Source organism: Echinicola arenosa (assembly GCF_014841125.1).
Lineage (GTDB): Bacteria > Bacteroidota > Bacteroidia > Cytophagales > Cyclobacteriaceae > Echinicola > Echinicola arenosa.
This window is the reverse complement of sequence record NZ_JACYTQ010000001.1, coordinates 753,966-780,918: the sequence shown is the minus strand read 5'-3', so window position 1 is coordinate 780,918 and position 26,953 is coordinate 753,966. Positions and strand designations below refer to the sequence as shown.

Sequence of the window (26,953 nt, the reverse complement as noted above, 5' to 3'; positions counted from 1 at the left end):
TTATGGGTAATGGGGTCAGCTTTTTATTGCTTGTTGATTGTCCTTCCATAGTTGTTGCTGAATGGTCTTGTGGCATTTGCTTTTCATTTCAGCAACCGCTTCTTTTTCAGGTCCATTCGGTACAATAGGAGGGTGGATCACCACCTTTACCGGTTTGTAATTCAATAAGAACTTATTGTCGTCGGGCAAAATTAAGTGATTATAGGATAAAGTTACAGGAATTACAGGGATTTGTTTCTCAAATGCCAAGTTAAACGCCCCATCCTTAAACTGAGCCATCTTTGGTGGATTGGTAGATCTGATTCCTCCTTCAGGAAAAAGAATGACACTACTGCCTTCATCTATGACTTCTTTGGTCTTTTTGAGTGTTTCACCACGGCTCCTGAAGCTTGATCTGTCCACGGCGATGTGTAGTTTCTTAAACATGTAACCAAACACAGGGACTTTTCCCAAAGAACTTTTTCCGATAAAAACAGCATCTTTTGACATTAACCCAATGACAGGAATATCCAAATAAGAAAAGTGATTGGCTACGATAATGTACTGAGGATGCTCCTTTAGGTACTTTTTGTTCTCGACTTTTACCCTGATGAAAAGCCCGGTAAAAAAGACTTTTGACCAAATCCCATTGAGTCTTCTTCCATATTTTTTCAACCCTGGGATTTCTATGGTAATTATAAAAAAGGGTAAAAGAATTAAAAAGGAGAGGATGAAAATAATGGTGCCGTAAATGGAATATATTCGCCTGAGTACTTTCATTTGAATTTATTGGTTAATCATATGGTTCGCTACTTTGACAAAATAGCTCATCATCAATTCCTTTACATTTTGGTCAACATCAATTTTATCCAAAGCAGTGAGCATATTGTTCAGCCAGTGATTTCTCATTTGCTCATCAATGGCCCAGTTGAGGTGCCTCATTCTAAGTCTCGGATGGCCACGTTCTTCCGAATAGGTAGTAGGACCGCCAAATACTTGTAGCAAGAAGAGGAAAAGCCGATCTTCTGCAGGCTTTAAGTCCTTGGGATAGAGAGATCTTAAAGGTTCATTTTTCTCTACACCCTCATAAAAGTACCTGGTGAGTTCCTTTATTTTTTCTTCACCTATGGCTTGATAGACCGTCTGGAATTCGTTCATGATTTATTTTTTGACGTTCCAAACTTAAAGAAAATTGCTTTAAGTTCAGGTGAATTGCTTCATTTAAGAATAAATCAGTCCCGTCAACCAATTCTTTTTACTTTAAGCGAAGTGCCTTCAGTACTGATGATTTTTATTTTCTCTCCTTTGTCTATAAACTCTCCTCTTGAGTGGGCGTCATACACTTCGTCATCAATAAGGATTTTACCACTTGGCATTAGGCGGGTATGCGTAACCCCTTCCTTGTTCAACAGTTCTTGGCTGTACCAATAAGAAGTATATCCATCTTGTTTATTTTGGGTGTCAGCTAGGGCTATTTTGCTAAAAGCCTTCCATTGATTGACCTTGGGAGCCAAAGCAAATATGCCAGCTACGGCAATGAGTGAAGCAAATACTACCGTTACCAAGGCTACAAATAGCTCTGCTGAGGCCACAAAAGTGAAATCAAAGAAGTCATTAGGAATCATGCCCAAGGTAAGACCGGTGAGGATGCCTGCAATGCCCAGCACTCCTGCCACACCAAAGCCTGGAATGACAAACAGTTCCAGGGCAAGAAGGACTAGGCCTAGAAAGAACACAATAATCTCCCAGTTGTCAGCAAGTCCGGTGAGGTAATAAGGAATAAAATAAAGGATTACTGCCACAATAGCAGCTGCTATGGGGAAACCAACTCCCGGTGTTTGGATTTCAAAATAAATTCCACCAATGATGATCAAGATCAAGAAGCCACTTACTGCCGGGTTCAAAAAGAAAGCGATAATCTGTTCTACCGTGTTTACCTCATAATAAATGGTTTCATATTCATCGATACCCTGTCTTTCGATGATGTCTTCGATGGTTTCTACCTTGGCTTCACAAAAGCCATTTTGAATGGCTTCGGATACTGAAAACGTGATGACGGAACCGGCTGCAGTAATGCCTTCAATTTCAAGCTTTTCATCTACCATGGCTTCTGCGATTTTAGGGTCTCTGCCATTGGCTTCCGCTGTGCTTCGCATCATGGAACGCATATAGGATTGGTATTTGTCAGGAGCGGCATCACCACCAGCACCCATCACCACCGTGGCAGCTCCGATACTGGCTCCAGGGGCCATGTAAATGCTGTCACAAGCAATGGAGATCAATGCGCCTGCAGATGCGGCATCCTTGTCTATAAAGACCATCGTTGGGGTTTTTGACTCTAACAGCATGGTTCGAATATCATCTGCATCATTGACAGCGCCACCATAGGTGTCCATATGGATCAAGATGTAGTCTGCCATTTTTTCTTGGGCATCCTCCAAGGCCAACTTGACTTTCCTGTTCATTCTAGGGTCAATATTGTCCTTGATTTCCAAAATATAAACTTTTTTTGTGCCAATGCTATCTTGAAAAGCCTTAGTTGGTAAAGCTATAAGAGTCAAAAGTATAATGAAGAGGTAGAGGGTTGATTTCATGGTTAATGTTAATTACCGGAACCAGAAAGTTCTTTTAAGAGTACTTGTTGAAAAAAACATGGATAAGTTTTACAATAGTTGACATTGCAAACGTATGTAAATATAGGAGTTTTGCTTAAATCACTATGAATTACTTTCTGATCTTTCGAAATGGAATTTTCTCCTTATTGAAAACTTTAGCAATATTTTTGTGGTAGTTTTGTGAAGCAAGTCAATGGTATAATTGAGCTTAACATCCAAGAAAATAATATTAATAGCAATTATGAGTTTTATAGAGTGTATGGAGCGTTTAATCAAAAAATCAAGTTTACTGATCCTAATTTTTTTAACATATGCTGGACTTGTCACAGCGAGAGAGGTGGCTATTGATTCGGTGGGAGTGGAGAAGATTGGTGATAAAACCTTTATTATTCATGAGGTAGCGCCCAAAGAAACATTGTTTGCTATTTCAAGAAGATATGAAACCCCTGTGGGAGATATTATCAGCAATAACAGTGACCTGAAACAAGGTTTAAAAATAGGCCAACGTATCAAAGTTCCCTATATACCAAAGGCTTCACTTCCAGAGGGAGCGGTGCTGCACAAGGTAGGCCCAGGAGAAACGCTGTTTTCAATTGCCAGCAAATACAGTGTTTCTGTCCAGGATGTAAAAGCTTGGAACGAACTACAAGGAAATGACCTTAGTATTGGTCAGGGCTTGGTGATTCAAGGAGTGAAAAAGAAGCAGCCAGAGGTGGTTGAGCGAGTGGCTCCTGAAGTTAGGACAACTCCAACTGAGGTAAAAGAAATGCCAAAGGAACGCAAAGAAGTGGTTGAGAAAAATAAGGAAGCAGGTAAGGAAAAGCAAGCAGAGGCGGTAGAGGTTTCAAAGAAAGAAACAGAAGCCAATGGTACGGTAGTAGAAGAAAGAATCGAAGATATTCCTGCAGGCGCAGAAGTAGGATGGATTACGCATACGGTTTCAGATGGGGAAACACTTTATTCCATTTCGAAAAGATACAATGCCAATATGGGCGATTTAATCGAATGGAACGCACTTTCTTCAAACAACCTTTCTCAAGGACAGAAGCTCAAAGTGGGTAGAAAAGAAGGGAAAGTAAACAATGCCACTCCTATGGTTACGGATACAGGTTCAAAAGAAAGCGCTGCTTCCACGCAACCTGTTGTTGCACCAGTGAAGAATACATCCAGCGAAAGTACAGCTTATAAAAACATCAAGGAGTCTGGTCAAGCGGAAGTTATTCAAGGTACCAGCAACCATAAGAAGTATTTGGTGCTGCATAAAACAGCTCCTGTAGGAACTATCATGAGAATAAGAAATGAGGAGAATGATGTCACCATTTTTGCCAGAGTGGTAGGCAAGCTTCCAGATACAGGAAACAATGACAAGTTGTTGATCAAAGTGTCTCAAGCAGCATTTGATCAATTGAGAGCGGTGAACAACCGCTTTAGAGTGGAAGTTTCTTACTAAAATAGTTTTCTGTATGTAACTTAATCCCGCTGTTGGCGGGATTTTTTGTTTCAAAATGAGTCGGTTACGGCTTTTTGTTAATTGCACATATTTGGACTATTTTTGCAAAGACGTTTGCACTATTGAATGAATAAAATCCAGCTTATATTTCACCATATCTTCAGGTTCATTTGGAACGTGATCTTTATTGTATCCTATCCTATCCTGGCTACTTTTGGCTTAGTGTTTATTGGATTGACCTATTTATTTTCAGGTGTTTCCAAATTGCTTACCAGAATAAAGACCAATGAATCCATCAAAGAAATCAATACACCAGAGTGGGAGCAAATCTCCAAGGAAATTGATTTGATCGAAGGTAAGCTCTTTAAACAGATCATGTTTGGCCCTTCTTGTTACCAAATGAGAAGAAAGGACGGTGTGCCATCTGTTTTGGAAGAACATTATTTCGGAAGAAAAATCCGTGTTATTGAGGAAGGGTTCTTGATGGAGAGGTGGAATACGGTAGATGCCAAGAAACTGCCCGACTTTGACGTTTGTCTTTACCAACCAGATGAGGATCGCCTGACCTCTTTGACCAACATAAAGTGTTTTGATTGGCATTTGGCAGAAAAGGAAGAAAATAAGCTTTACTTTAAATGGTTTGACGGTACCCAAGGAGGGGAAGTAAAAGTAGCATTGTAAGTAATGGATTTAAAAGATTTTTTAGAAGAGAAGACGCTTCATTACAACCAACCTGAATTTATTACCCTTGACCCTATTTCCATTCCACATCGCTTCAGGAAGAAGCAAGATATTGAGATAGCTGGTTTTTTTGCAGCCACATTGGCTTGGGGACAGCGAAAGACCATCATCAACAAGTGCCTTCAGTTGTTAGAGATGATGGACAATGCACCCCATGACTTTATCCTTCATCATGAAGAAAAGGACTTAAGACCATTTTTAAATTTTAAGCATAGGACTTTCAATGATATTGATACCTTGTGGTTTTTGGCTTTTTTTAAATCATTTTATCAAAAGCATGAAAGCCTGGAGGAGGCCTTCACGATAGGTTGGAGGGAAGAGGTGGATGTGATGGAGGTTTTATTGGTAAATTATCATGATCTATTCTTCAAAGATCCTGAAGCTCCTCAAAGAACAAGAAAACATGTGGCTACTCCAAAAAGGAAAGCAGCTTGTAAAAGAATAAACATGTTTCTACGGTGGATGGTGAGACAGGACGATAAGGGAGTGGATTTTGGTATTTGGCAAAAAATAAAACCCTATCAATTGATTTGCCCCTGTGACCTGCATGTGGACAGGGTAGGGAGAAAATTGGGTTTGATAGAAAGAAAGCAAACGGACTGGCGGACTGCTGTGGAACTGACAGAAAGGCTAAGGGAGTTTGATTCGGAAGATCCAGTCAAATATGACTTTGCCCTTTTTGGCTTGGGCGTAGAAGAGAAATTTTAAAAGTAAAGGCCCTGGAATTTTCCAGGGCCTTTACTTTTAAAAACTAATTGAGTTGAGCATTTGATCGACCAAGAGGATTTTTTCAGCTTTTAAACTGAATTTCAGTTTCCGCTTGGCTTTAAACCTTAAGGTAAATAGCGTATCATTTCCCTCTAGGGTGCCGTTTTGTCCCAAATTAACAAAGGTGGGGTACAATACCTGATCCCCGTTAGAGTGGAGGCGATTATTGGTCATATTTTCCATTTTGCCCATGTTCATGGCTTTTATTCCAATAAACTCAAAGTCTTCAGAACTGTACGGCAGAGCAAAACTGAGTGCATTTACCGAGTTTAAATCAACTCCTTTGACAATGACTTCCACGATTTCTTCTTTTTCGTAACTTGATTTATTAGAGCTGATTTCAAGCTTTCCGGCAAGTTCTTCGGGATTAGCGTCAGGAATGCCTCCTGCTAACTGTGTTGTCACGACAGAAATGTCGTAAGCATCAATCCATCCATTTTTGTTGACGTCTCCATCGCTTACATAGCCCTCAAAATCAGCATCACCTTTTCTTAGCCCTGTGTAATTAATATAGGAGGTCAAGTCATTTTGATCAATGATTCCATCGTTGTTAATGTCTCCTGGGATATAACTTTCTGTTCCGGGAACTTTAAAGATGTACATTTCTCGTCCGGAACCAAATCCTCCAACACCTTCGGTAATATTGAATTTGATGTATCGGGCTGTTGGGTGAGCGTCAAAGTTAAATGTTTTGACATCATTGTCTTTTTCCCACTCAAAATCTCCGGCAAGTTTCCAGTCATTTTTGTCCTGACTGTAATAAATGGTTCCTTTCAAAAGCATACCATTCGCCCCTGATCTTCTTGGTAAATATTCCAACTTATCCAATTGGTTGAAAGATTTCAAATCTATGATTACATCGAAAGGCAGGGCATTCTCTCCCCACTTGGTATGCCAAGTGTTTCCTTCATCGAAATCAAAAAGTTTAGAGATTTCATATCCTCCTTGGTTTTTCACACTTGTTGTTGCCTCAATGCCTTGAAGGGCAAATTCCAAAGGGTTGGACTTGGTAGTTGCATTGATCTCTACCCAGTCGGAAACCCCAGTTTGATTTACAGCTCGAAGTTGGAAAGTGTATTGGGTTTCTGCCTCAAGTCCTTCAAATAAGTAAGCGGTTTCTTTAATGGTGGTATAGTGCATTCCATTAAAGTCAATTTCATAATAATCCGCATTGGACACAGCTTCCCAGCTTGGTCTCAAGGTATAGGCTGTTGTGTTTTCCTCGGTAACTTTAGCATTTTGAGGTGAATTTAAAGGCCCTAAATGATTCTTTAGCTTATTCTTTGGTTCAAACTCGAACCCTTTGATATTTAATTGAATCTGCTGTGAAGTGATATCAGCCTTGTCGATCTTCACCAAAACCAGTGGGTTTTTGATGATAGCGACACTTTCAAATTCGCTATCGGGAGTAGGGAATTTGTTTAGGTTAGGTTTTTCCTGATAGAAATATACATTGGTGTTCTCTTGAAAGTCTTCCAAAGTATTTACTTGTTTCAGTTTTGTTTTTTTGATGCCAATTCTGGCAATGAGCTTTTTGGGCTCATCAGTAACATTGATTCTGAATTCTGTAGACTTATCCTTAATGAATCCATCAAAATCGCCTTCTGTTGGATGAACGGTGAGGGTCAAGGTGTTCTTTTGATCAACCAGGGATTCAATCAATGTATGGGTACCCATTCCATTTTTATAGGCTTCAGTAATCCCGTCATCATCATATTCCACAAAAGAGGATTGCCCATAAGGATATACTTCATAGCTTCGATGACTTTTATCGATCTCTGAAACATTGTTATTGGGATTGGTCATAGGGATTATCGCTCCCCTTTTTACGAAAACCGGAAGCTTCCAGATTGGACTGGCAAAGCTGTTAATGATTTGATCGCCTTCGTATTGCTCTCCTGAAAAATAATCCACCCATAGTCCCTCTGGTAAATAAATGCCATTTCGGATATCATTTCCCTCTCCGTCCATTTTGGTTTCCTGATAAATAGGAGCGACCAAAAAGCTTGGCCCATACATGAATTGGTATTGGGTGGCAATACCTTGGGTGTAATTGTTTTCTTCTTCCAGAAACATGGCCCTGATCATCGGTAAACCGCTGACAGCTTCCTTGGCAATGCTGTAGGTATAAGGCAGTAATTCAGACTTGAGCTTGAGATAATTTCTGTTGATGGAGGTCGCTGGCTCACCCAGCGCGTGCGGATATTTTTCGTTGGCTCCCCAACCATCCATATTGAGCTCCATTGGTGTGAAGGTTTTCCATTGAAAATCCCTGGCATTCACAATAGGGTTTTTACCTCCAAAAATCCCATCCATATCGGAGGTGATGTTGGGTTGTCCGGAAAGTCCAGACCCTATGTATGTAGGGATATGGAACCTGATATATTCCCAAACTCCGCCAGTCTGGTCACCAGACCAAATGCCAGCATATCGCTGGGTGCCTGCCCAGCCATCAAGAGAAATGATAAACGGCCTGGCGTCATTGCCGTACTCTGGCATGATTTGCCCTACATCGGCCACACCATTAAGCCCAAATGAATATCCTGCGCCTACCCAGGCCACATCGGTTTTAAGTACACGAACACCAGCATCCCTGACTTCCTTGATGATATCCCTTTGCAGCAGAGCACTGACTCCTTCTTTTGGGTGGAGGTCAGACTGTGTCCAAAGACCGATTTCAACACCGTGAGCTCGTGCATAGTCGCCAAAATCTTTCAGGTTTTGGATATTGCCATCTAAAGTTTCTGTTTGGCCATAGCCAGCTCCATAACCATCATTGGGTAATATCCAGCCCAAAGGCATATCATGGTCTTTATAACGATCTATGACCGCACGGGCAGAAAACTGGTAATTATCTTTTTCTCCATTAAGGGACTCTTTGGTGCCTTCTTCATCTTTTTGGCTTTCCTTATAGCGGTTTCCATCTTCAAAGAGAATTCCTTTTTCATCCTTTTTCCAATAGTCTCTATTGTAGGCATTGAGATGGCCCTCATAAAAACCAAATTTTGGCAAAAGGACAGGATTGCCAGTGAGTTGATAAAAATCACCAAGGAGCTGATCTGCTGCTTCATTGATCATAAAGAACACATCCAAGTAGTCCGTCATATGGGATAAGGTGACTTTTCCCTTTTCTTTGGCTCCGAAATCATACGTGCCTTTTTTAAAGGTATACCACATTAATCCATACCCTTTTGAGGACCAATAAAAAGGTGTGGGAGAGGCTACACCGCCATCTGTCCAGCTGTTTTGGTTTTCTATGGAAATCTTTTTGGCTTTGTGGGAAAACCTGCCGTTTTGTACACCACCTCCATAGAAATATTCATCAGGAGATTCTTTTAAACTCAAAGAGACCTGATCCTTGTCAAAAGTAATAGGGGAAAGCTCTTCTACTACTGTTTTTTGAGTTTCCAAATTGGTGATATGGAACAGTAAGGAGCTTTTGTCGAAGACTAAGCCGATTTTCTCAGTAAGAATTGAAATATGATTGTCATCTTGGGTGATGTCAAGTTTCGTAATAGGTTTCCTAGGGTTTTTTACTAGGATTTCTGCATAGGGTTCTGACTCCGGAGCACTCATCTCTTGGCCAGAATTGTCCTGGAAAAGTCTAAAGATATGGTCGCCATAAAAGTCAATGAACATTTGTTGTTCCGTGGAGAAAGTGATCTTGATAGTGGTTGAATTAACCTTTTTGACATCGACGATTTTTTGCTCTTGCCTGACTTCTTTTTTGACTTCCTGAGCGATGGCTGGTTGAAGTTCAAAAATTAATACAAAAGCAAATAAAATAATAATGTAAGTTTTACAAATGGTATTTAATTTCATTTTCTTTTATTATTGCTTATACAATGATATCTATTATTTTAAAATAAGCTTCATAGATTGTGTTAAAAGGTTGAAGTTTTTTCATGTGAGGTTTTGTTTGGATACTTGTGGTTGTCCCTATGGGCTAATGGGTAATGGCTAGGTCTATTTGGGGGGATGTGCTTCTGTTTTAGCGAAAAAATAAAGAGTGCTTAAGGAAGAGGTAATAAGTCTTTAACGCTAAATTAAAAAGTCTAGGAGATATAAATAGAGGTTCTATATGAAATAGTATTGCTCTAAACATTAATAACGAAAAACATCTTATCTAGGTCCTCATTGAACTCCTCACATGTATAGGTGATGAGGTGAAAGCCACACTGAAACTTGGCTAACAATTTAAAAAGTAATATGCAGTAAATCGTATCGAAACAAAATAAAACAGCCCAATGTAAAACTCATTGGGCTGTTTTTTTAGATATTATTGTTTCCAAGTGTCCGGGGAAGTTCTCCATTCTGCCAGGGATTTTAAATCTTCATCCGAAGCATAATTGTCAGCTACTGCTTGGGGAAGCATAGCTTCATAGTCACTCAAGCAAATCAACTTTACATTGGCACTATCAAAATTCTGACGGGCTACATCGAAGCCATAAGTAAAGATGGCTGCCATACCCAAAACCTCAAAACCACTGGCTTTAAGTGCTTCTACTGCTTTGAGTGAGCTGCCTCCTGTGGATACCAAGTCCTCAATGACCACAACCTTTTGGCCTTTGGTTACCTTGCCTTCAATCATGTTTTCCATGCCATGTCCTTTTGGTTTGGACCTGACATAGATGAATGGTAAGCCCATTTCTTCAGCGATAAGCGCTCCTTGAGGAATCCCGGCAGTAGCCACGCCAGCAATACCTTCAGCATCAGGGAAGTTTTTTTTGATTACTTCTACCAATAGGTTTTTGATATAAGTTCTTACCTCAGGAAATGAAAGAGATAATCTGTTGTCACAATAGATGGGAGATTTCCAGCCTGAAGCCCAGGTAAAAGGTTGGTTGGGCTGTAATCTAATGGCTTTGATATCGAGTAGTTTGCGGGCAACTTGTCCCGCGGTATCTTTGCTATATAATTCCATGCCCCAAAAATAATTCATAAAAATGTATTGGCGGTTGTGATGGCTGATAATTTTATGCATTTTTGGTTTGAAATGACAGTGATATGAGAATTTTCATCAATGACAAGCCATTAGACATTCTTTCACCTCTGCATTTGCCGCAGGACAGGACATTTGAATGTGTTTACGATAATCCAAAAGATTTACCGCCTTATGCTGATTTTCATGATGATGTATTGATCGCTCATCCTTCTCATGATATTATCATTAAACTTTTGTACTTGCTCAGGACAAGAAAACTAAAAGACCTTGATTCAATTACCATTGTTTCGGAGGATGAAAATGCTTTAAAAAAATTTATCAAAAGTAGATTCAATATTATTAAGGCAGCTGGAGGAGTGGTGACCAAAGGGGAAAAGGTGTTGTTTATTCACCGGTTAGGAAAGTGGGATTTGCCCAAGGGTAAATTTGAAAAAGGTGAATCTCCTGAAGAATGTGCTGTTCGTGAAGTGGAAGAGGAATGTGCGATTACGGTGAAGAGAGGCGAGGAAATTTGTAAAACTTGGCATACTTATACCCACAATAGGAAGAGCATACTAAAAAAAACCTATTGGTATGCAATGGAAGTGAAAGATGATAGCAAGATGAAGCCACAAACTGAGGAAGGTATTGATGATATAAAGTGGCTGACGCATCATGAGGCCAAGATAGCCTTGGTTAATTCTTATCCTTCTATGCGGTACCTTTATAAGAAGTTTTTGAAAATGGTGCCTAAGGTTCAGACTTCGTAAGGCAAGAACTCACTTACATTGCCACCATAGCGATGGACCTCCCTGATTACTGTCGAACTTACAGCGGCATACTGAGGGGAAGTGATCAGGAATACGGTTTCCAGGTTTTCGTTCAGAAATCTGTTCATTTGTGAAATGGTATTTTCATATTCAAAGTCAGTAGTATTCCTGAGCCCTCTAATCAAAAAGTTGGCTTCGTGTTTTTTGGCCAAGTTGGAGGTCAGTTCGTTGTAAACCACTACTTTGACATTAGGAGTGTCTTTATAAACACTTTCGATTTTTTCTACCATCAAGTCAATGTCAAAATACCTTGACTTTTTGGAGGAATTGTAGCCTATACTGATGATAATTTCGTCAAAGATGTCCAATCCTCTCATTACGATGTCATGGTGCCCATTGGTATATGGGTCAAATGATCCCGGGAAGATGGCGGTCTTTTTCATTCGGATAGGTTTTAGTTTGTCCAGTATGCGGACAGCTTTTGGGTTTCTTTGAAGCTTTCTGCTCCCAAGAGATAGTTTTGGTTTGTTTTTGGTGTGCTCAATGCCAAGTTTTTGAAGTACTGATGAAGTACTTCTTCTTGCACATTGATGTCAGTTAGATTGCCGAAGAGCGTGATTTTACAGTGCATCCGATCAAAAGCCAACTGATGGAGAACACTAAAAGTATATTTTAAGAATTCCTGATTGCTGGAAACCTCAAACCTATTGAAAAACTTCAATTCTTTATTGGAAAATCCAGCAACATAGATCTGATGGTCTTCAATGACTATGGAGATTTCCTGGTTGAGCATTTCGGATCTTTCATGAAGCAGGTAATCCAGTGCAATCACCGCACCGTGTGCCATGGTTAAATCAGCAATCCTTTTAGAGAAAATTTTGGCCATGCTTTTTTCAAGTCCTCCGACGACCACGGTTTTATTGTTGTCTACTCCGGCATGGAAAACTTCATGGTCTTCTATAGGAGTGCTGAAGTTAAGGTAAGTGTCCTTTTCATTGGGGTCGAAAAGCATGCCTGGTACCAGACAAAAGCATTCATTAAAGACAAAAAGTGTGGCTTTAGCCTTGGCGGTACTGATAAAAGGGTCTTTCTTTAAGCTAAATTCCAGCTCTTCCTGTTCTACAAATGGATAGGAGTTGACCCCCATGATTGAATCGTTTTGATTTTTGGCAATAACGATCAATTTTTCAGGGTATAATAAAAGCGATAAACTTGATGTAGCTGTTACATCAAGTTTATCGCTATGAAATTCTGTATGTGTATTTTTAACGGTAGTCGTCAAAATTATTCCCAGTTACCTGAAGTAGATGCGTCAGTTTTAGATCCTACTCTCAAAGCCTTTTCGTTGTTGTTGGCTCTTCTGGTTGGATTTACTGGAGCAGGGTCTCTGATCTCAAATACATCGATCAAGATTTTGTTGGCACCTCTTTCGATTTTGTCAGCATGGAATTCAAAAGTTTTTCCACCTGAACCCGGAACTACATTAAGTGCTTCTAAGTTAAATTCAGGATACTTTCTTTCGTTAAAAAGAGAGTCCATCACGTTTACTGAACCTAAAGTGTCATAAGTAACAGTGATTTCTTCCTTACCATAATCCAATAGTTTAACTTCTTCAGATTTTTGAACGATAAAAATTTGACCATCTTCAATGAACTTCTTCAATTCAGGCCAGCTTCCGGCATATTCTCCATTTGAAGCAAGATAAGCAATCTCTGCATCTCTTAGCATTTGTAGTTTTTCGATTACTCTTGCTTCGATACGTGCGATTCTCTTTTCTTCTTGCATGACATCGTCCACTCCTTTGTAGAGCTTATAACCTACTGCAAGAGCAGCCAGTAGAAAGACAACAGATAAGATTCTAGTCAAATTCATTTTTCAGTCGATTTATACTTCTTATATAAAGGTTGATGGTATATAATAAGATGCTATTTTATGCATTTATTTTCAAAATTAAAATATCCTTTCCATATTCTTATATCATTGACCGATTTTATCTTCCAAAAAAGATGATGTTTTTCTTCTTTTTTTATTTCAGATATTTCCTCCATACTCATAAACTTAACTTCCTCAATGAGTTGCTTGTTTTGGGAGAGCTCAGGGTCAATTCCCTTGATTAGATCCCCGGATTTTTTGCTTACCTCAAAATACAGTTCAATGGCATGAAGGGGAGGTTGTAGGAATTCCGAGACGGTCAGGAATTTTTTCACTTCAATTTCCAAACCTGTTTCTTCCAGAAATTCCCGCTTAAGGTTGTCTGTCGCATTGGTGTTGTAATCCATTCCTCCACCGGGGACGTTCCAGAAACTTTTATTGTGGCCCATCCGGTGCTTGATCATCAATATTTTATCATTTTCAATGAGGACACCATTTACCCGGGTGCGCAATCTACCTCCAAATTTCTCATTAATTTCTTTTTCTATATTCTGCATATTAGCTGTAGATTCGCTGTTGATGAATAAAGATAAGGAACATATTCCAAAGCCATCTGCCCTGATCAGGCAAAATTTCCCTCATGAACCGACGCAAGGCCAGCAGTATTTTTTTCAGCAAATGGATTTGTTTTTTGGTGAAGATGTTGATCAGAAACCTACTTTTATTTTGAGAGGATATGCGGGTACGGGAAAGACTTCGGTGATCGCGGCAGTGGTGAAATCCTTATCAAAACTTAATTTTAGGTCATTGTTGTTGGCACCGACAGGAAGGGCAGCCAAAGTGATGTCCACTTATTCTGGGAGGATGGGCTTTACCATCCATAAAATCATTTACCGTCCCAAGAATGAGGAAGGGATGATGGGTGCCGGATTTGACCTGCAAAAGAATTATTACAAAAACACTGTGTTTATAGTGGATGAAGCCTCCATGCTTGCTGATGACGCGATGGGCGGAAGTAACCTGTTGAGGGATTTGGTGCAGTTTGTCTTCCAACATCAATCGAACCGCTTGATTCTAATTGGAGACACGGCGCAATTGCCACCGGTCAGTAGCAAAAACAGTCCCGCCTTAGATAAGAATTATCTGGTACATCACTATGGATTGGACGTGTTGGAGTCCGAGCTGACGGAAGTGATGCGGCAGCAGCTGGATTCAGGGATCTTGTTTAATGCAACAGCCCTCAGGTGTGAGGTGGTCAAAAAAGATCCTGTCATTTCTTTCCAGGTCAAAGGCTATCCTGATTTTTACCGCATGACCAGTGAGCGCTTGGAAGATGGTCTTAGGTATGCTTATGATAAATATGGTGTGGAAAATACCATCGTCATTACCCGATCCAACAAGACAGCGGTGCAGTACAACCAATATATCCGACAGGCCATTCATTTTTATGAGGAGGAAATTTCCACGGGAGATATGTTGATGATCGTTAGAAACAATTATACTTATATGGCGGAGTCTGACAAGGTGAGTTTTCTGGCCAATGGTGATTTTGTGGAGGTGGTCAAGATCAGGTCATTTGAAGAGATGTACGGTTTGCGGTTTGCTACCTTGGAGTTAAGGTTGATTGATTATCCAGAGGAACCTTTTTTTGAAGCCAAGGTTATATTGGACACTTTGTACACTTCTTCCACTTCATTGGGTGCGGAAGAGTCGAGGGAGCTTTACCGTCAAGTGGTAGAGGATTATGCCGGGGTGGAGAATAAAAAGGAGCGAAGGGAGTATATCAAAAAGGATCCCTATTTGAATGCCCTGCAAGTTAAGTTTGCATACGCCCTGACTTGTCATAAAAGCCAAGGTGGGCAGTGGAGTGCCGTCTTTGTGGATCAAGGGTATGTAACCGAGGATCAGTTGGATACTGAATATATCCGCTGGTTGTACACAGCGCTGACCAGGGCCACGGATGAACTGTTTCTGGTGAATTTTAATCCGAAGTTTTTCGTTAATGCATAAAGTTTGACTAGAAAATTGGTCAGATAATTTCTCGTCAACTTGATTATTCATTAAAAAATCGAAACTTTTACAATTGGATTCGTTCTAAAGAGGGGGACAATATGCAAAAGTAAAGTCCCGTTTGGAATGGTAATTGAGAAAAGACTTAATAGTTAGCAATTAAATACAAACTAAGATGAAAAAGTTAATTCTAGTGTTTGTTGTAGCTTTTGCTGCAATAGCGGTGCAAGCACAGGCGCAAGGTGTGGCTGAAAAAGCCGAAGCCAAGAAAGAAGAGGTCAAAGGCCCCGTGATCACCTTTGAAGAAACCGAAAAGGATTTTGGTGAAATCACACAAGGAACCAAGGTGGAGCATACCTTTAAGTTTACGAACACAGGGACTGAGGTATTGAAGCTTTCCAATGTAGCGGCCACTTGTGGTTGTACGGTGCCTAAATGGCCAAAAGAGCCTATCGCACCAGGGAAGTCTGGTGAAATTAAAGTAACTTTTAATTCAGCTGGAAAGATGGGCAACCAAAGAAGTATCGTGAGAATTTACTCCAATGCTTCTGAACCCATCGAAAAAGTAGCATTGATTTCAAACGTCATTAAGAAAGGTTGATCAAGCCTTTCACCATACATTAACCAAAAGCAGGATCTTCAAAGTCCTGCTTTTTTTATGCCTGGATTATCATTAAACAGCCTGGTTTTTTTGTAGTTTCAGTTCTTCCCGACAGTGAACGGGACAGGCTATAACGATTCCTTATGTGGGTTAAAAGATGGTATTGGTAAAAGCTATCTTAACCTTCATCTGGAAGTTTTTGATCACTTTGAAGATCTCTATCAGGGTGACCTTTTCGATTTTGGTTAGGCTTTCTATGCCGACGAAGTTTTCTGGCTCGACCTTGTCCAGCATGATTTGTTTTGCCTGACGGTCTAACCTGAGCCCCATCAGGTAATAATAGGCTTGTTTAAGCTCTAAAAGCTCTTCTTCGGTGATGATATCATTCTCTGCCAAGGCTTCCAATCTTTTACCGGTATTGGTGAGGAATATCTTGTTTTTTAGGGCAAACACCCGGGTGATGTCCACTATTGGTGTCATGGCCTTCTTGATATCAAACACTTTTTGTTCTCCAACTGTAAAGGTCCTGATTCCGCGGAAAAAAGTCAGGGGTGGCTCATACTGCAAAGCATTGGTGGCCATGTTATAGAAAAACCTTTCCAAGGGAGCTTCCAATTGCTGGCCCATGTATTCATGGAGTTCATCCAAAATGCTAAAATCACCATAAATGGGCCTTTTGTCAAAAAAGGTGGAATACTTCATAACCGTCTCCTGGGTTGACTCCATCATCCAAGCGTCATAATTGCGCTTCCAGTGGGAGAGGGAATGGGTCCATTTAGGGTTTTTGGCCATAAAGCCTCCCTTGCAAAAGCTAAAGCCTATGGCATCAAGGTTTTCGGATACCTTATCTGCAAAATCCAAGAAATACTCCCTGACAAGTTCCCTTTGTTCATTGGCTTTGTCTTCATAAATGATGGCATTGTCCTGGTCGGTTTTAAGGGTTTGCTCCTTTCTGCCCTCACTGCCCAATGTCATAAAAACAAACTTGGATGGGGGAGGTCCCACCTGATGGATGACATCATCGATAACACGAAGGGCAATGGTGTCCGACACCGTGGTGACAACTTCATTTACCGTTTCGGATCTGACGCCCCTTTGCAGGAGTTGCTCCACAATGGCCGGGACCTGGGCCCACTTCTCCTTGAGTTCGGGGATGGAAGTGGCCTGTTTTACAGACTGGATAAACAGGAAAGGAGATTGGGACTGCTCACTCAATAGCTTGTTCCTGGAGATAAAACCGACATATTTCCCGTTTTTGGAAACCAAAAGGTACCTTGTTTTGGTCTGGAACATCAGGAGGAGTGATTCATAAATATAGGCTTCCGTATCTATGGAAACCATATCGCTTTTCATGACTTCCCGAATAGGCGCAGAAGTAGGCATATTTTTCCCGATCACCAGATCCCTCAAGGTGATATCTGTAGCGTAGCCAACGATCTGCCCAGCATCATCAGTGACAAAGATACAACTGGTCTTTTCCTCGGTCATTAGCTGGGCTGCCTCCCTAATGGGGGTATTTTCTGAACAGGTGACTAATTCCCTAGGGTTTAGCGCATCCACCTTGTGCGCATAAAAACTATCCGAGGTGATGTTGTTTTGCTGCGGATAGTAGGTTGCTCCTTTGATAAAGTGGACAAACTCCGGATCTAACATTCTTTCTCCAAACTCTCTGACGAAATGGTTTCTAAAAGAGGGCGCTTCCTCGCAGAGTTTGAAGAAGTCATCTTTTCCGATTCTCAGGACTTTGGTCTCCGGGAGGGTGTCCACCGTTTGAAGAGAAATGCCTTTATTATAGAGATAGGAGATGCCTCCGAACCACACGCCAGGCCCATAAATTTCCACCCTGCGTTTTTTTTGGTTTCGGTCGTAGAAATATCCCTCATAACCACCCTCTAAGACAAAGTCAAAACCCTCCATGCCAGAGTGGTTCTGGAGGTAAAGCCGATGCGCTTTGGAATAGACTACTTCCTTAAACAATGGCCTGAGCCATGCCTTGGTTTTATCGGGAAGTGACATAAAGGGAGCGGTGGAATCCAGCATGGATGCTTTTTTTAAAATTGATCTATTAAAAATGTGAATTACCTCAGTTTAAACTAAAATACTTGAGTTCCCCATAAAGTACAAAGCTTTTTGGCAGAATATCGGATAGTGGATGATAAAAATATAATTCGTGCCTTTGCCCAGAACCTTTTTTTGGGGCTGAATGTTTATTCAACTTATTCAAACCTACTGGAAAACCATTTTACAACCATGAGCAATAAAGAATTGACGTTTATTTTTGATATGAATGGGACGATCATTGATGACATGCATTTCCACACCAAGGCTTGGCATAAGCTGTTCAATGAAGATTTGGGCGCTACCATTTCCTGGGATGATGTGAAGTTGGAAATGTACGGCAAGAACCCGGAAGTATTGGATCGGGTATTTGGCAAAGGATATTTTTCTAAAAATGAGGCGGCCAAATGGTCCATGGAGAAGGAGAGAAGGTACCAAGAGGAATACTTGCCTCATTTGGCCTTGATCCAAGGCTTGGACACTTTCTTTGAAAAGGCACAGGCAGCAGGGATCAGAATGGCCATTGGATCTGCCGCGATTCCCTATAATGTAGATTTTGTGTTGGACAACCTGGATATCAGAAAGTACTTTTCTACCATCATTACAGCTGATGATGTAAAGGTGAGCAAACCTCATCCCGAAACCTTCCAACTTGGTGCGGAGGCTTTGGGTGTAGAACCAGAAGATTGTATCGTATTTGAGGATGCCCCCAAAGGAGTGGAGGCCGCCCAGAATGCCGGGATGAAAGCCGTGGTGCTGACCACCGCACATCCCAAAGAAGATTTTGAGCAGTATCACAATATCCTGGCCTTCATCGAAGATTATGAAGATCCATTTATCAAGGATTTGATCTAAGGTCGTTGAGAAAAATCGATAAATACCCCTAAGAAGTTGATGCAAAAGTTTACTTCTTAGGGGTATTTTAATATTTAGAGACTATTTTAATTACACCATGCGGAGGGTCAGCCAACCTCCAAAGGCCATGGTAGATTGAGCTGTTCCAGCCGTTTTGGATGTGTGGTTTTGGTGTGTTCGCACTTTTTAAAATTGCTTTTCAAATGTTTCCCCATTGAATTGATATACATTTCCATCCGCCATTCCAAACCATAATTCCTTATGTTTATCTTCGTAAATTGAGAGTACTAAATCATTTGTCAGCCCATCCTTTTTTGTGAAATTGTTCATAGTCTCCCCATCATATTTCCATATCCCAGCATCTCTATCTCCAAACCAAATGTTTCCTTTGCTATCTTCTGCAATTGTGAAAACGTGTTCAAGAGTACCTGGTAGCGATCGATCTCCCTTTTTTGTGCTATTGGGATGTATCAAGTTGTGCTTTTTAGAAAAATTAATTATCGAATCACCCTCTTTTAAGAGCACACCGATTCCGTTATTCCCAATCCAAAGCCTGCCATTGGAATCTTCTAGAATACTTCTTATATGAAGCGGTTCGATACTTCTATCAAACCCTAAGGTTTCATCATTAATGATGGTAAAATCACTTCCGTTATACCCAAAGACACCTGCATAAGTGCCAAACCAAATCATATTGTTTTTTCCTTTTGAAATGCAGGTCACAGCAAATAGGTTGTCGTAAGGATTAAGCGCTTTGTGGGGAGGAAAATCTAAATATTGTAATCCCTGACCATCGTATCTATAAACTCCTTCTTTAGTCCCAGCTTCAAACCATAGGTCATTACCCGTTTTCATCCATTTGCCTTGCATAGGCTCTTTGCTTTGATTTGGAAAAAGATTTTGAGAAGTCCCTTTGCGGGTAAGGGTTTGGTTTTTGATCTTTAGACCATCATAACTACTCACCCCATTTTGGGTGTCAAACCAAATAATGCCTTCTTTATCTTCTTGAATAGAGTGGATTTGATTGTCCGTCAGCCCGTCAATATTGGAAAAGTAGGTAAAGGATTTGCCGTTATAGAGAGCAACTCCTTCCTGAAGACTTCCAAACCAATAATTTCCTTTGCTGTCTTGAAAGATTGAGCGAATTCCTGAAGTAAACTGTAAGGTGTCTGTTTTAGCAGTGCTTGCTGATTCTGGTTTATTTGCGTCATTCTCTATTGATTTCTTTTCAGCACAAGAAAGGTGTAGAGAGAGTAGGAGGAAGAAGTGAATTAATTCTTGTTTATGGCTCATTTTAAGATTATCTAAGTAGCGCGGAACAGTTTGGGTATAAAAAGTAAGGTGTCTCAGCCTTGTGTAATTGTCCAAAGCGTAAGCTTGCTAAGAAACCGAAACATCACCTAAGATATTCATTGGTATTGATGTACACAAGAGGCAGTGGAGTGGGGATCAATTTAAATGGTCCACGAATCCTGTTGACCGGGCTCTGGGAAATGAGAGGAAGAATTATAATTAAATAAGTATCTCCTGTCAATGGTAGGCAGGAGGAATGGAAGCCGCTGTAGTTCCTTTTTCGATTAGTCCTATTCCCTTGCCAACCCTCAGTTTCTTTTAATGGAAGTTGTTTAACTTTTTTAATAGTAGTCATTTACCCTTTGTTTTGCCCCTAGTTAATCCGTGTTTAACCCGTGTTTCAATCGTATTGAACCTGCATAAAAGTTAATTTAATCAAGCAGTGCTCAACAGACATCCTAGATTTGTCAATTTCCCTAGGCAGAGGTCTACTGGGCGATGGAGTACCCTAAGAAAGGGACCAAACGGCCATTTAGGATTAGATCTGAATGGTGTCTTGGTAAGTACCTGTGGGAATTTTGCAGCTAGTAAGGGACGCTGGGAATACTAATAGTCTAGCAATGATTTTATTTCTTGATAGTAACTTCTTCCACTAGTTATTTTACTTTGGTTGTAATCGTCGAGAACCAATACGAAACGATTATTATAGTATTTGTTGATTTCCTTCAGGAGGTTTTTATTAATGAGGTAAGATTTGTGAACTCTTATAAAATAATCAGGCAACTTTTCTTCCAGTTTCTTGAGACTAGAGTCCAAAATATATGATTTGGCCTGTTTGGTGATAATACTTATATATTTTTCATCAGCTTGGAAGTAGGAAACATCTTCGAGTCGGACAAAGATAACGCGGTCGCCCACTTTTACAGGAATGGAGGAAGTTTCACTTTTCTTTATTTGTCGATTAAACTGTTCAATGAGCTGATCCATGTTGATATCCGAAGGCTTATCACTCAACTGTTCCATTTTTTCTATGGTCCTGGCAAACCTTTCCTTTGTGAGTGGCTTGACCAGGTAATCTATACAGTTGGTTTCAAAGGCCTTTAAAGCAAATTCATCGTAAGCCGTACAAAAAATCACTTTGGGTAAGTAATGAAGATGTTTCAGTACATCAAAGCCGTTGATTTCGGGCATTTGTATATCCAGACAAATAAGCTCCGGTTTCAGTTGATTGATTTTTTCAATGGCTTGTTCTCCGTTTTCTGCTTCTGCAATGATTTCAAACTTTTTAGGATAGTCTTCTAGCATTGACCGTAATCGAATACGGGCTAGGGGTTCATCGTCAACGATAATGGTTTTATAAGCTTGATTGGTGGTCATTGTTCAAATTGATTTTTCAAGGTTACCCTAAATTGTTTTTGTTCTCCGTTTTCCCAATTAATACTGGCCTTGTTCCCATAGATAATGTCCAGTTTATCATAGAGGTTTTGTAATCCGTAGCCGCTTACTGGTTCTTCTGGGAAATCGGGTCCATTGTCATATACTGAAAGGATCAGGTCTTTTCCTTTTTTTACTGTTTCAACTCGGACTTTGCCGGAATTCTTTATTTTCGAAAGTCCATGCTTAATGGCGTTTTCTACCAATGGTTGGATCAGAAATTTAGGGATCTGTTTGTCCAGGGTGTCTTTATTGGTGTTTATTTCATAGCTCAGTCGGTCACCAAAACGGGTTTTTTCTATTTCAAGGTATTTCTTTACCATATCTAATTCTTCTGCTACTGTGACAAAGGTTTTGTCCTCTTGATTGATGGAGTACCTGAAAAGTTCAGAAAGTCCAGTAGCCATGTTCTCTGTCTTATCAGCATTGATATGGGCCAAGCTAGCAATAGAATTGAGTGAGTTGTATAAAAAGTGAGGGTTGATGCGCGAATGCAGGGCGTTTAATTCTGCTTGGTTTTTTAGCGCTTTCATTCTTGCGATTTCAACGTCTTTTTGGTTGACCATGCTTTGGATGCGGTAGTTAACGATATTATAGAAAACCCTCAAGGTAGCCACAAATATGATTTTCAATAGAAAAGATGGATCATGGGTAAAGAAGGTAAGAGGACTAAATCCTGAAAGCAACGCTTTGTTCCAAAATAAAATATAGATAAAAAGTGAGGTGGTGGAAACCAGGAAGGGTATGATAATAGTACTTAAAAAGATAAATGCCTGTTTCCCTACGAAATTATCTATCCTCTTGAGAAATATGGGCTCGGTAAAATAGAAAACAATAAGGATAAATACTGCATAAGAAAAAGTGATGAGATAATTGATCCCAAAGTCAGTAGGACTGAATAGTAAAAGGGGATCATAATCAGAAGCTGTATAGGAAGTACGGTAAAAGGAAAAGATAAAAGGAAGTATAAAAAGGATGGTGGCCCTTTGCTTTATATATGAAAATAGTCCGGGGTTTTGTTTCCTTTTAGCTGCTTTGGAGAGAAAAAACATAAAGCCAAATAAGATTAAAATAGCTTTAAGTGCGTTTGGAATGATTTTCAACAGCTTATGAAATCTTAAATTAAGATAATAAGAATAGCCAAACTTTCTTACCGTATTTTCTTTAAGGTTTTCATAGAAACCAGTTGAATATAGCTTTCTAAGCAATTCTTTATCTATTTCCTTAAATTCAGCATCAGCGGCTTTGGGTGAATCAAATATACCTCCGTACCCAGTACTTGCATGTTGCGGGGAATAAATCTCGGTTAATTTGCGAAAGGTGTGATAATAAATATGTTTGATTGTTTCTTTTTCGTTGATTGTTCCTGGGATGCCAAGCTTTAAATCGACATAAATAATACTGGAACCAGAAGTTTGTCGTCTAGATGACGAGGACAGTCCTCCAGCTTCGTGAATAATGGTTAGTTTGAAGTTAGGGTCTGTTTCCACCATTTTAATTTGAATGGTTTCAAGCAGGTCATTTAATTCAGCAATCATTTGGATAAAGACCGCTGAATCCTGATGCGTATTTGCTCCGATTAACTGAAAACGGATGTCATCTTCAAAGCGATAGGCCTTAGCGTTTTCTCCATTAAACAACCTTTCCCGAATCACATTCCAAGTGGTCTCTTCAAAGGAACTTTGGCTTGGATGCGCTAGGGTTAAGTTTAGACCGGATAAAATTACTATGATAAAAAGTAATGTCTGTTTCATAATGACTTGATTTTATTTTAGCTCAAAGAAACAGCCTTATCATTTGGTAATACAGTCTTTTCCGATGAAGTGTGGAATTTGGGGGATATTCTGTTTATGTACTTTATGTTTTTCACGAAGGTTTATTCATTATGAGTTCCAAAAGGGGGCTGACCAATTGTTTCCATTATAAAATGTTTTTAAAAAGGTCTAAGTGATATCAATCACCGAAACAGAAATTGCACCCAAGATATTTATTGAAATTGATGTACACAAGAGGCAGTGGAGTGTGCGCAACCTTTTCAAGCATGCCCACCATATTATCTTCAATCAGTCTGCCCCAGCGGGAAACCCTAAGGACTTGCCTTGACCGCTTTTCCATAAAGCGTAAGTTTAGCGAATTTATAAGTCTACGTTGGTGGAGAGTTTGTAGTATTTGGCTTACAATAGTCCCCATGCAGTTAAGTGATTGTCTTATGCCAGTCAGGTGTATACCTTTCCCTGTATCTGGATTACTCAAGGAGCAATTCCAAATTATCTTCGGATTTCACTCGGGTATATCCGAGCTTGATCCGAAGGTGATCCGAAGGAGATCCCTGAGTGATCCGAAGATTATTCTGTTTTTCCCCAAATGGAAGTGAAGCCAGTGTAAGGACTATAAGGGAGTTGATGGTAATAAGAGGGGTAGATATAAGAAAAGCTTACAGAATGGGCAGATTCACGGGCGAGTTGCACAGAAGTATGAAATGACTCAGGTGGCCATTCGCTATATCGATTGTTAGTTTGCGTCTAGTTCAAACAGTTCGTTAATTTTAGCTCTTATTTCGAAAACTTTGGTCCTACTTCGTATCAATCCGACTAAGAATGAAATTCCGCCAATGGCAATGAAGTAGATTGCAAATTCACCATCTTTCATTTCTGTTGGATTACGTACCCAACTTATGTAAAGCGCGATAAAGAATGTTAACCACAGCACAGGAAATATGAAAACCCAATCCCGAAACCCAATCACTCCTTTTAATTGTGTTTTACCATCTGTTTCGGTTAGCTGTCCAATAAACCTTGGATAGTTGATTTGAAATGAATGATTGATCTGTCTTTTAAGTTCTTTTGAAAAATGAATTCGAAGTTTGTCCTTCGTTAAATGGAAGGCGAATTCTGATGTTAAATGTCGATACTCTTCAGGAAGTTTATAATATGGGTCTTTTCGTGTTCGCTCAAAGTTGGAGCTCAAAATTCCTCTAACCTCTGATATAGTCTTATCAAGTTTGATGTTCACTACCGAGTCTGAGCTCAAAAAGAATCTGTTCAAAAACATTTGCGATGTGGAAAAGTTGCGTGGTTTAGCGGTTAACTTTACAAGTACACACCAAGCTGAAAATCCATGAGGATTTTCAGAAGTAGGTGAGAACAAGCAATTACTTATAAGCCATTGAAGTTATGTGCTGGCTTTTATTCATTTCCTGTTTTAAATTCAATCAAATAAGGTTTTAATGGAATCCAATCGTTCGTTCTAAAGTTATTTTCTAATTGAATTTGATAATGCTTGTTGGGTTCTAGTTCTACATTTATTGTCCAACTTTTATTGTCTTCTGAAAAGACTCTGTTGTTTGGACTTATTTTGGGTAAATAGTCTTTTCCTAATGGACCAACATCTAGCCCTGTGTTGATGCCATTCAATGGTTCCGAAAATTCCACTGTAATTTGATTTATTTTTGGACTAACGTTGTTACTGTTGTTCTTGAATTGCTTTATTCCAATCACACTTGGTCTTTTATTATCAAACTTTTGATAAAGTTCTTCTAGTGAAGAAGAGAAAAATCCTGTTGATTCAACAAACTCTTCTATTTCGCTTTCATTATTGAAGTCCAATTCAATTAGTTTTTTGATGGCTTCTTTTTTATTTTCTGATTTTTCATAATGATTTTCTGCCATTTGATATCCGATGTAATATGCCAGATCTCGCACTCCAAATTCGTTGGACGAGCCTCTGTCCCATAACCATTTGAATCTATTGTTTGGGTAGAACATTTCCTTTTCAAATTTTTCTCTCACCACATCTGCGTTTTTCTTTCCAAATTCAATAGCAGGTGCAGCAGAAGGAACACCCATTGCTTTTACCGAAACAAATTCTGCAACTCCCTCATATATTGCTAAAGAAAGCATATTGTGAACCATAGGCTTTTGTTGTGTATGAACATACTCGTGAATGTTCAATAAGACTAGATTATCAATGGGATTGCTGTCAAAAAATGTCCGCCTATCTTCTCGCTCTTCTTCAGGAAATTCTTTTGAAACTGAGCTTTTATCTGTCAATGCCAATTCGCTGCCTATAAGCACTAAACTATCTAATGTAGTTCCTCCTGTTCTAAATGCTCCAATTGTAAAATATATTTTTGCAGGTTTAAGCTCAGGGTAGATTTCTCTGAATTTTTCAATTCCATCTTGTAATTCAGAACTAAATTGGTCTATTTTTAAGGTGTTTTCTCGAATCGATGTCCAAAACTTCGGATACGCGTTAATAACACGTATATAATCTTCTGGCGTGTAATTTCTAACCTGCCTTATTGCGTTTAATCCTTCTGTTCCTCTTTGCAGATAAAGACTATCCAAATATTTGTACTGTAGGATGGGATCTTGGGTTGAAGTGATCTTGTCATAAGCTTCCCAAAAGTGTGTTATGTCAATTGTGACAATGTTTTCAAAATGCTTTTTTTCGGTTTGACAACTCGCTAAAACTAATACTGCTGTCAGTAATGTAAAAAGTTTGTTCATATTTGTTTTAGTGTTTATTTCAGCTTCTGACTACCGTATCGAAAAATACAATTAATTACCTTTCAAAATTACAATTCCATAAAACTATTTCTAAGCTACAATAGGCTTTCAATCGTTAGCCCTAAAAGTAAATATTTTTAATATATGGAGGATGCCCTACAACGACACGTCTATGCGCAGTGTCCCGAAGGGCATTGCGTATAGGTTTCTTTGCACTAAACCTACGGTAGTTCTAAAAACATCCCGAAAAGGCTTATCTTTTATATTTAATTAAAATTTACATTGATCATGAAAAAAAGCAAACCTTATCGAGACAGCCTGTAGCAATGTAAAAGGATTCAAGGAACTTTACGAGAAGTTCCGCCAAAAAATCACTGTTGCAGGGAGGGGATAAAGTACCCAGCGCAATTATTCCCACCACCTGGCAAAGCTGGCCCTGCATTTCAACGAACTGCCCACTGAAGTTGATCCCGAACAGATCAACAATTACCTCTATCTGGTCAAACAACGGCACAGCACCCCATCGGATTCCTATTTTAAATTCACCGTCTATGCCCTGTGCTTTGCCTACCGTATGGAGGGGCTTAAGGATAAACGTATTGAGCTGCCTTCCATTAAGCGCGACAGGAGGCTCCTTGTCGTCCTGAGCTAGGAAGAGGTCAGAAGACTGCTCAAAGCCCCAAAGCTTCTCAAGCACAAGGTCCTTTTGGGCCTACTGGAAGGCTGTGGCCTCCGCTGTTTTGAAGTCCGCAATATTGCCCCTGCTGCCAGAAGGAAAGCATGGTCAGCATCCAGCGCCTGCCCAAGCGTGGCCCGCCAAAAGCTGTTTTTCCTACAGCCACTACCCATTCTGATTCCTGATTTTGATCGGGCTGGGAAAGCTATACCCCTCCCACAAAAAAAAACTTCCGAAACGGGTCTGGAAGGTTTTTGAATAATACATCTTTTTATTCGATGCTGAATCTGCCAGCAGAATTTACTTTTCAATCTAAGTAAGCACTTGGTTTGCCTCCAACAATACCGACTCAACCCCCATAAGAACTTCACCGGTTTCGTGCAACAGCGGTTTCATGTT

The 26,953-nt window shown here is 39.9% G+C and carries 24 protein-coding genes; 8 read left to right on the top strand and 16 right to left on the bottom strand.

Annotated features, from left to right (window positions below):
• Window positions 1-15: 15 nt before the first annotated feature.
• The 3 genes from IFO69_RS03030 to IFO69_RS03020 all read right to left on the bottom strand — a co-directional run bounded on the left by IFO69_RS03030 (window position 16) and on the right by IFO69_RS03020 (window position 2,573).
• Entirely contained in the window at window positions 16-759 is a 744-nt protein-coding gene (locus IFO69_RS03030; RefSeq protein WP_192008119.1) for a lysophospholipid acyltransferase family protein, read from the bottom strand.
• 6 nt (window positions 760-765) lie between these two features.
• Entirely contained in the window at window positions 766-1,137 is a 372-nt protein-coding gene (locus IFO69_RS03025; RefSeq protein WP_192008117.1) for a globin domain-containing protein, read from the bottom strand.
• Between the two features lie 83 nt (window positions 1,138-1,220).
• Window positions 1,221-2,573: an NfeD family protein gene (locus IFO69_RS03020; protein WP_192008115.1), complete on the bottom strand. Its 1,353-nt coding sequence runs from the start codon at window positions 2,571-2,573 to the stop codon at window positions 1,221-1,223.
• Window positions 2,574-2,835: 262 nt separating this feature from the next.
• Between IFO69_RS03020 and IFO69_RS03015 the strand changes: the two genes are divergently transcribed.
• From IFO69_RS03015 to IFO69_RS03005, 3 genes are all read left to right on the top strand, one after another.
• Window positions 2,836-4,044 (top strand): LysM peptidoglycan-binding domain-containing protein, encoded by a 1,209-nt coding sequence (locus IFO69_RS03015; RefSeq protein ID WP_192008113.1) that lies wholly within the window; start codon window positions 2,836-2,838, stop codon window positions 4,042-4,044.
• Window positions 4,045-4,170: 126 nt separating this feature from the next.
• Entirely contained in the window at window positions 4,171-4,725 is a 555-nt protein-coding gene (locus tag IFO69_RS03010; protein WP_192008104.1) for a hypothetical protein, read from the top strand.
• 3 nt (window positions 4,726-4,728) lie between these two features.
• On the top strand, window positions 4,729-5,493 hold the full coding sequence (locus IFO69_RS03005; protein WP_192008101.1) for a TIGR02757 family protein: 765 nt from the start codon (window positions 4,729-4,731) through the stop codon (window positions 5,491-5,493).
• A gap of 36 nt (window positions 5,494-5,529) precedes the next feature.
• Here the strand turns inward: IFO69_RS03005 and IFO69_RS03000 are convergent, their stop codons facing one another.
• Both IFO69_RS03000 and pyrE read right to left on the bottom strand, forming a co-directional pair.
• Window positions 5,530-9,375 (bottom strand): TIM-barrel domain-containing protein, encoded by a 3,846-nt coding sequence (locus IFO69_RS03000; RefSeq protein WP_192008099.1) that lies wholly within the window; start codon window positions 9,373-9,375, stop codon window positions 5,530-5,532.
• A gap of 457 nt (window positions 9,376-9,832) precedes the next feature.
• The gene (gene pyrE, locus IFO69_RS02995) at window positions 9,833-10,477 is read right to left on the bottom strand and encodes an orotate phosphoribosyltransferase (protein ID WP_192008960.1); all 645 of its coding nucleotides are present in this window, start codon (window positions 10,475-10,477) and stop codon (window positions 9,833-9,835) included.
• Between the two features lie 83 nt (window positions 10,478-10,560).
• On the opposite strand from pyrE, the gene IFO69_RS02990 reads away from it, so the two are divergent.
• Window positions 10,561-11,247 (top strand): NUDIX hydrolase, encoded by a 687-nt coding sequence (locus tag IFO69_RS02990; RefSeq protein WP_192008097.1) that lies wholly within the window; start codon window positions 10,561-10,563, stop codon window positions 11,245-11,247.
• On the opposite strand, the gene coaD is transcribed toward IFO69_RS02990, so the two are convergent.
• The 4 genes from coaD to IFO69_RS02970 are packed head-to-tail and all read right to left on the bottom strand — an operon-like array spanning window position 11,235 to window position 13,676.
• Entirely contained in the window at window positions 11,235-11,690 is a 456-nt protein-coding gene (coaD, locus tag IFO69_RS02985; RefSeq protein ID WP_192008095.1) for a pantetheine-phosphate adenylyltransferase, read from the bottom strand. The genes IFO69_RS02990 and coaD overlap by 13 nt on opposite strands.
• A gap of 11 nt (window positions 11,691-11,701) precedes the next feature.
• Window positions 11,702-12,529: a DUF3822 family protein gene (locus tag IFO69_RS02980; RefSeq protein ID WP_192008093.1), complete on the bottom strand. Its 828-nt coding sequence runs from the start codon at window positions 12,527-12,529 to the stop codon at window positions 11,702-11,704.
• A 2-nt stretch (window positions 12,530-12,531) separates the two neighbouring features.
• Window positions 12,532-13,119 carry a hypothetical protein gene (locus tag IFO69_RS02975; RefSeq protein WP_192008091.1) on the bottom strand — a complete coding sequence of 196 codons (588 nt, stop codon included), beginning with the start codon at window positions 13,117-13,119 and terminating at the stop codon, window positions 12,532-12,534.
• Window positions 13,120-13,172: 53 nt separating this feature from the next.
• Window positions 13,173-13,676, bottom strand: a complete 504-nt coding sequence (locus tag IFO69_RS02970) for an NUDIX domain-containing protein (protein ID WP_192008089.1) — start codon at window positions 13,674-13,676, stop codon at window positions 13,173-13,175.
• Between the two features lie 22 nt (window positions 13,677-13,698).
• Between IFO69_RS02970 and IFO69_RS02965 the strand changes: the two genes are divergently transcribed.
• Together IFO69_RS02965 and IFO69_RS02960 are read left to right on the top strand one after the other, a co-directional pair.
• Window positions 13,699-15,129, top strand: a complete 1,431-nt coding sequence (locus tag IFO69_RS02965) for an ATP-dependent DNA helicase (RefSeq protein WP_192008087.1) — start codon at window positions 13,699-13,701, stop codon at window positions 15,127-15,129.
• Window positions 15,130-15,304: 175 nt separating this feature from the next.
• A complete protein-coding gene (locus IFO69_RS02960) occupies window positions 15,305-15,730 on the top strand; it encodes a DUF1573 domain-containing protein (protein ID WP_192008085.1) in 426 nt (141 codons plus the stop codon).
• Between the two features lie 150 nt (window positions 15,731-15,880).
• Here the strand turns inward: IFO69_RS02960 and IFO69_RS02955 are convergent, their stop codons facing one another.
• Window positions 15,881-17,770 carry a DUF294 nucleotidyltransferase-like domain-containing protein gene (locus tag IFO69_RS02955; protein ID WP_192008083.1) on the bottom strand — a complete coding sequence of 630 codons (1,890 nt, stop codon included), beginning with the start codon at window positions 17,768-17,770 and terminating at the stop codon, window positions 15,881-15,883.
• A 210-nt stretch (window positions 17,771-17,980) separates the two neighbouring features.
• On the opposite strand from IFO69_RS02955, the gene IFO69_RS02950 reads away from it, so the two are divergent.
• On the top strand, window positions 17,981-18,643 hold the full coding sequence (locus IFO69_RS02950) for an HAD family hydrolase (RefSeq protein WP_192008075.1): 663 nt from the start codon (window positions 17,981-17,983) through the stop codon (window positions 18,641-18,643).
• A 186-nt stretch (window positions 18,644-18,829) separates the two neighbouring features.
• Here the strand turns inward: IFO69_RS02950 and IFO69_RS02945 are convergent, their stop codons facing one another.
• The 3 genes from IFO69_RS02945 to IFO69_RS02935 form a co-directional block, all read right to left on the bottom strand.
• Window positions 18,830-19,936, bottom strand: coding sequence for a ligand-binding sensor domain-containing protein (locus IFO69_RS02945; protein WP_192008073.1), 1,107 nt, complete (start codon window positions 19,934-19,936; stop codon window positions 18,830-18,832).
• Between the two features lie 606 nt (window positions 19,937-20,542).
• On the bottom strand, window positions 20,543-21,313 hold the full coding sequence (locus IFO69_RS02940) for a LytR/AlgR family response regulator transcription factor (protein WP_192008071.1): 771 nt from the start codon (window positions 21,311-21,313) through the stop codon (window positions 20,543-20,545).
• Complete coding sequence (locus tag IFO69_RS02935; RefSeq protein ID WP_192008069.1) at window positions 21,310-23,124, bottom strand: sensor histidine kinase; 1,815 nt, start codon at window positions 23,122-23,124, stop codon at window positions 21,310-21,312. Before IFO69_RS02935 ends, IFO69_RS02940 begins: the two co-directional genes overlap by 4 nt.
• A 193-nt stretch (window positions 23,125-23,317) precedes the next feature.
• On the opposite strand from IFO69_RS02935, the gene IFO69_RS02930 reads away from it, so the two are divergent.
• Window positions 23,318-23,473: a hypothetical protein gene (locus IFO69_RS02930; RefSeq protein ID WP_192008068.1), complete on the top strand. Its 156-nt coding sequence runs from the start codon at window positions 23,318-23,320 to the stop codon at window positions 23,471-23,473.
• Between the two features lie 408 nt (window positions 23,474-23,881).
• Here the strand turns inward: IFO69_RS02930 and IFO69_RS02925 are convergent, their stop codons facing one another.
• The 3 genes from IFO69_RS02925 to IFO69_RS02915 all read right to left on the bottom strand — a co-directional run bounded on the left by IFO69_RS02925 (window position 23,882) and on the right by IFO69_RS02915 (window position 26,575).
• A complete protein-coding gene (locus IFO69_RS02925) occupies window positions 23,882-24,382 on the bottom strand; it encodes a hypothetical protein (RefSeq protein ID WP_192008067.1) in 501 nt (166 codons plus the stop codon).
• Window positions 24,383-24,555: 173 nt separating this feature from the next.
• Complete coding sequence (locus IFO69_RS02920; protein WP_192008066.1) at window positions 24,556-25,878, bottom strand: Ig-like domain-containing protein; 1,323 nt, start codon at window positions 25,876-25,878, stop codon at window positions 24,556-24,558.
• A 286-nt stretch (window positions 25,879-26,164) separates the two neighbouring features.
• On the bottom strand, window positions 26,165-26,575 hold the full coding sequence (locus IFO69_RS02915; RefSeq protein ID WP_192008064.1) for a hypothetical protein: 411 nt from the start codon (window positions 26,573-26,575) through the stop codon (window positions 26,165-26,167).
• Window positions 26,576-26,953: the final 378 nt, after the last annotated feature.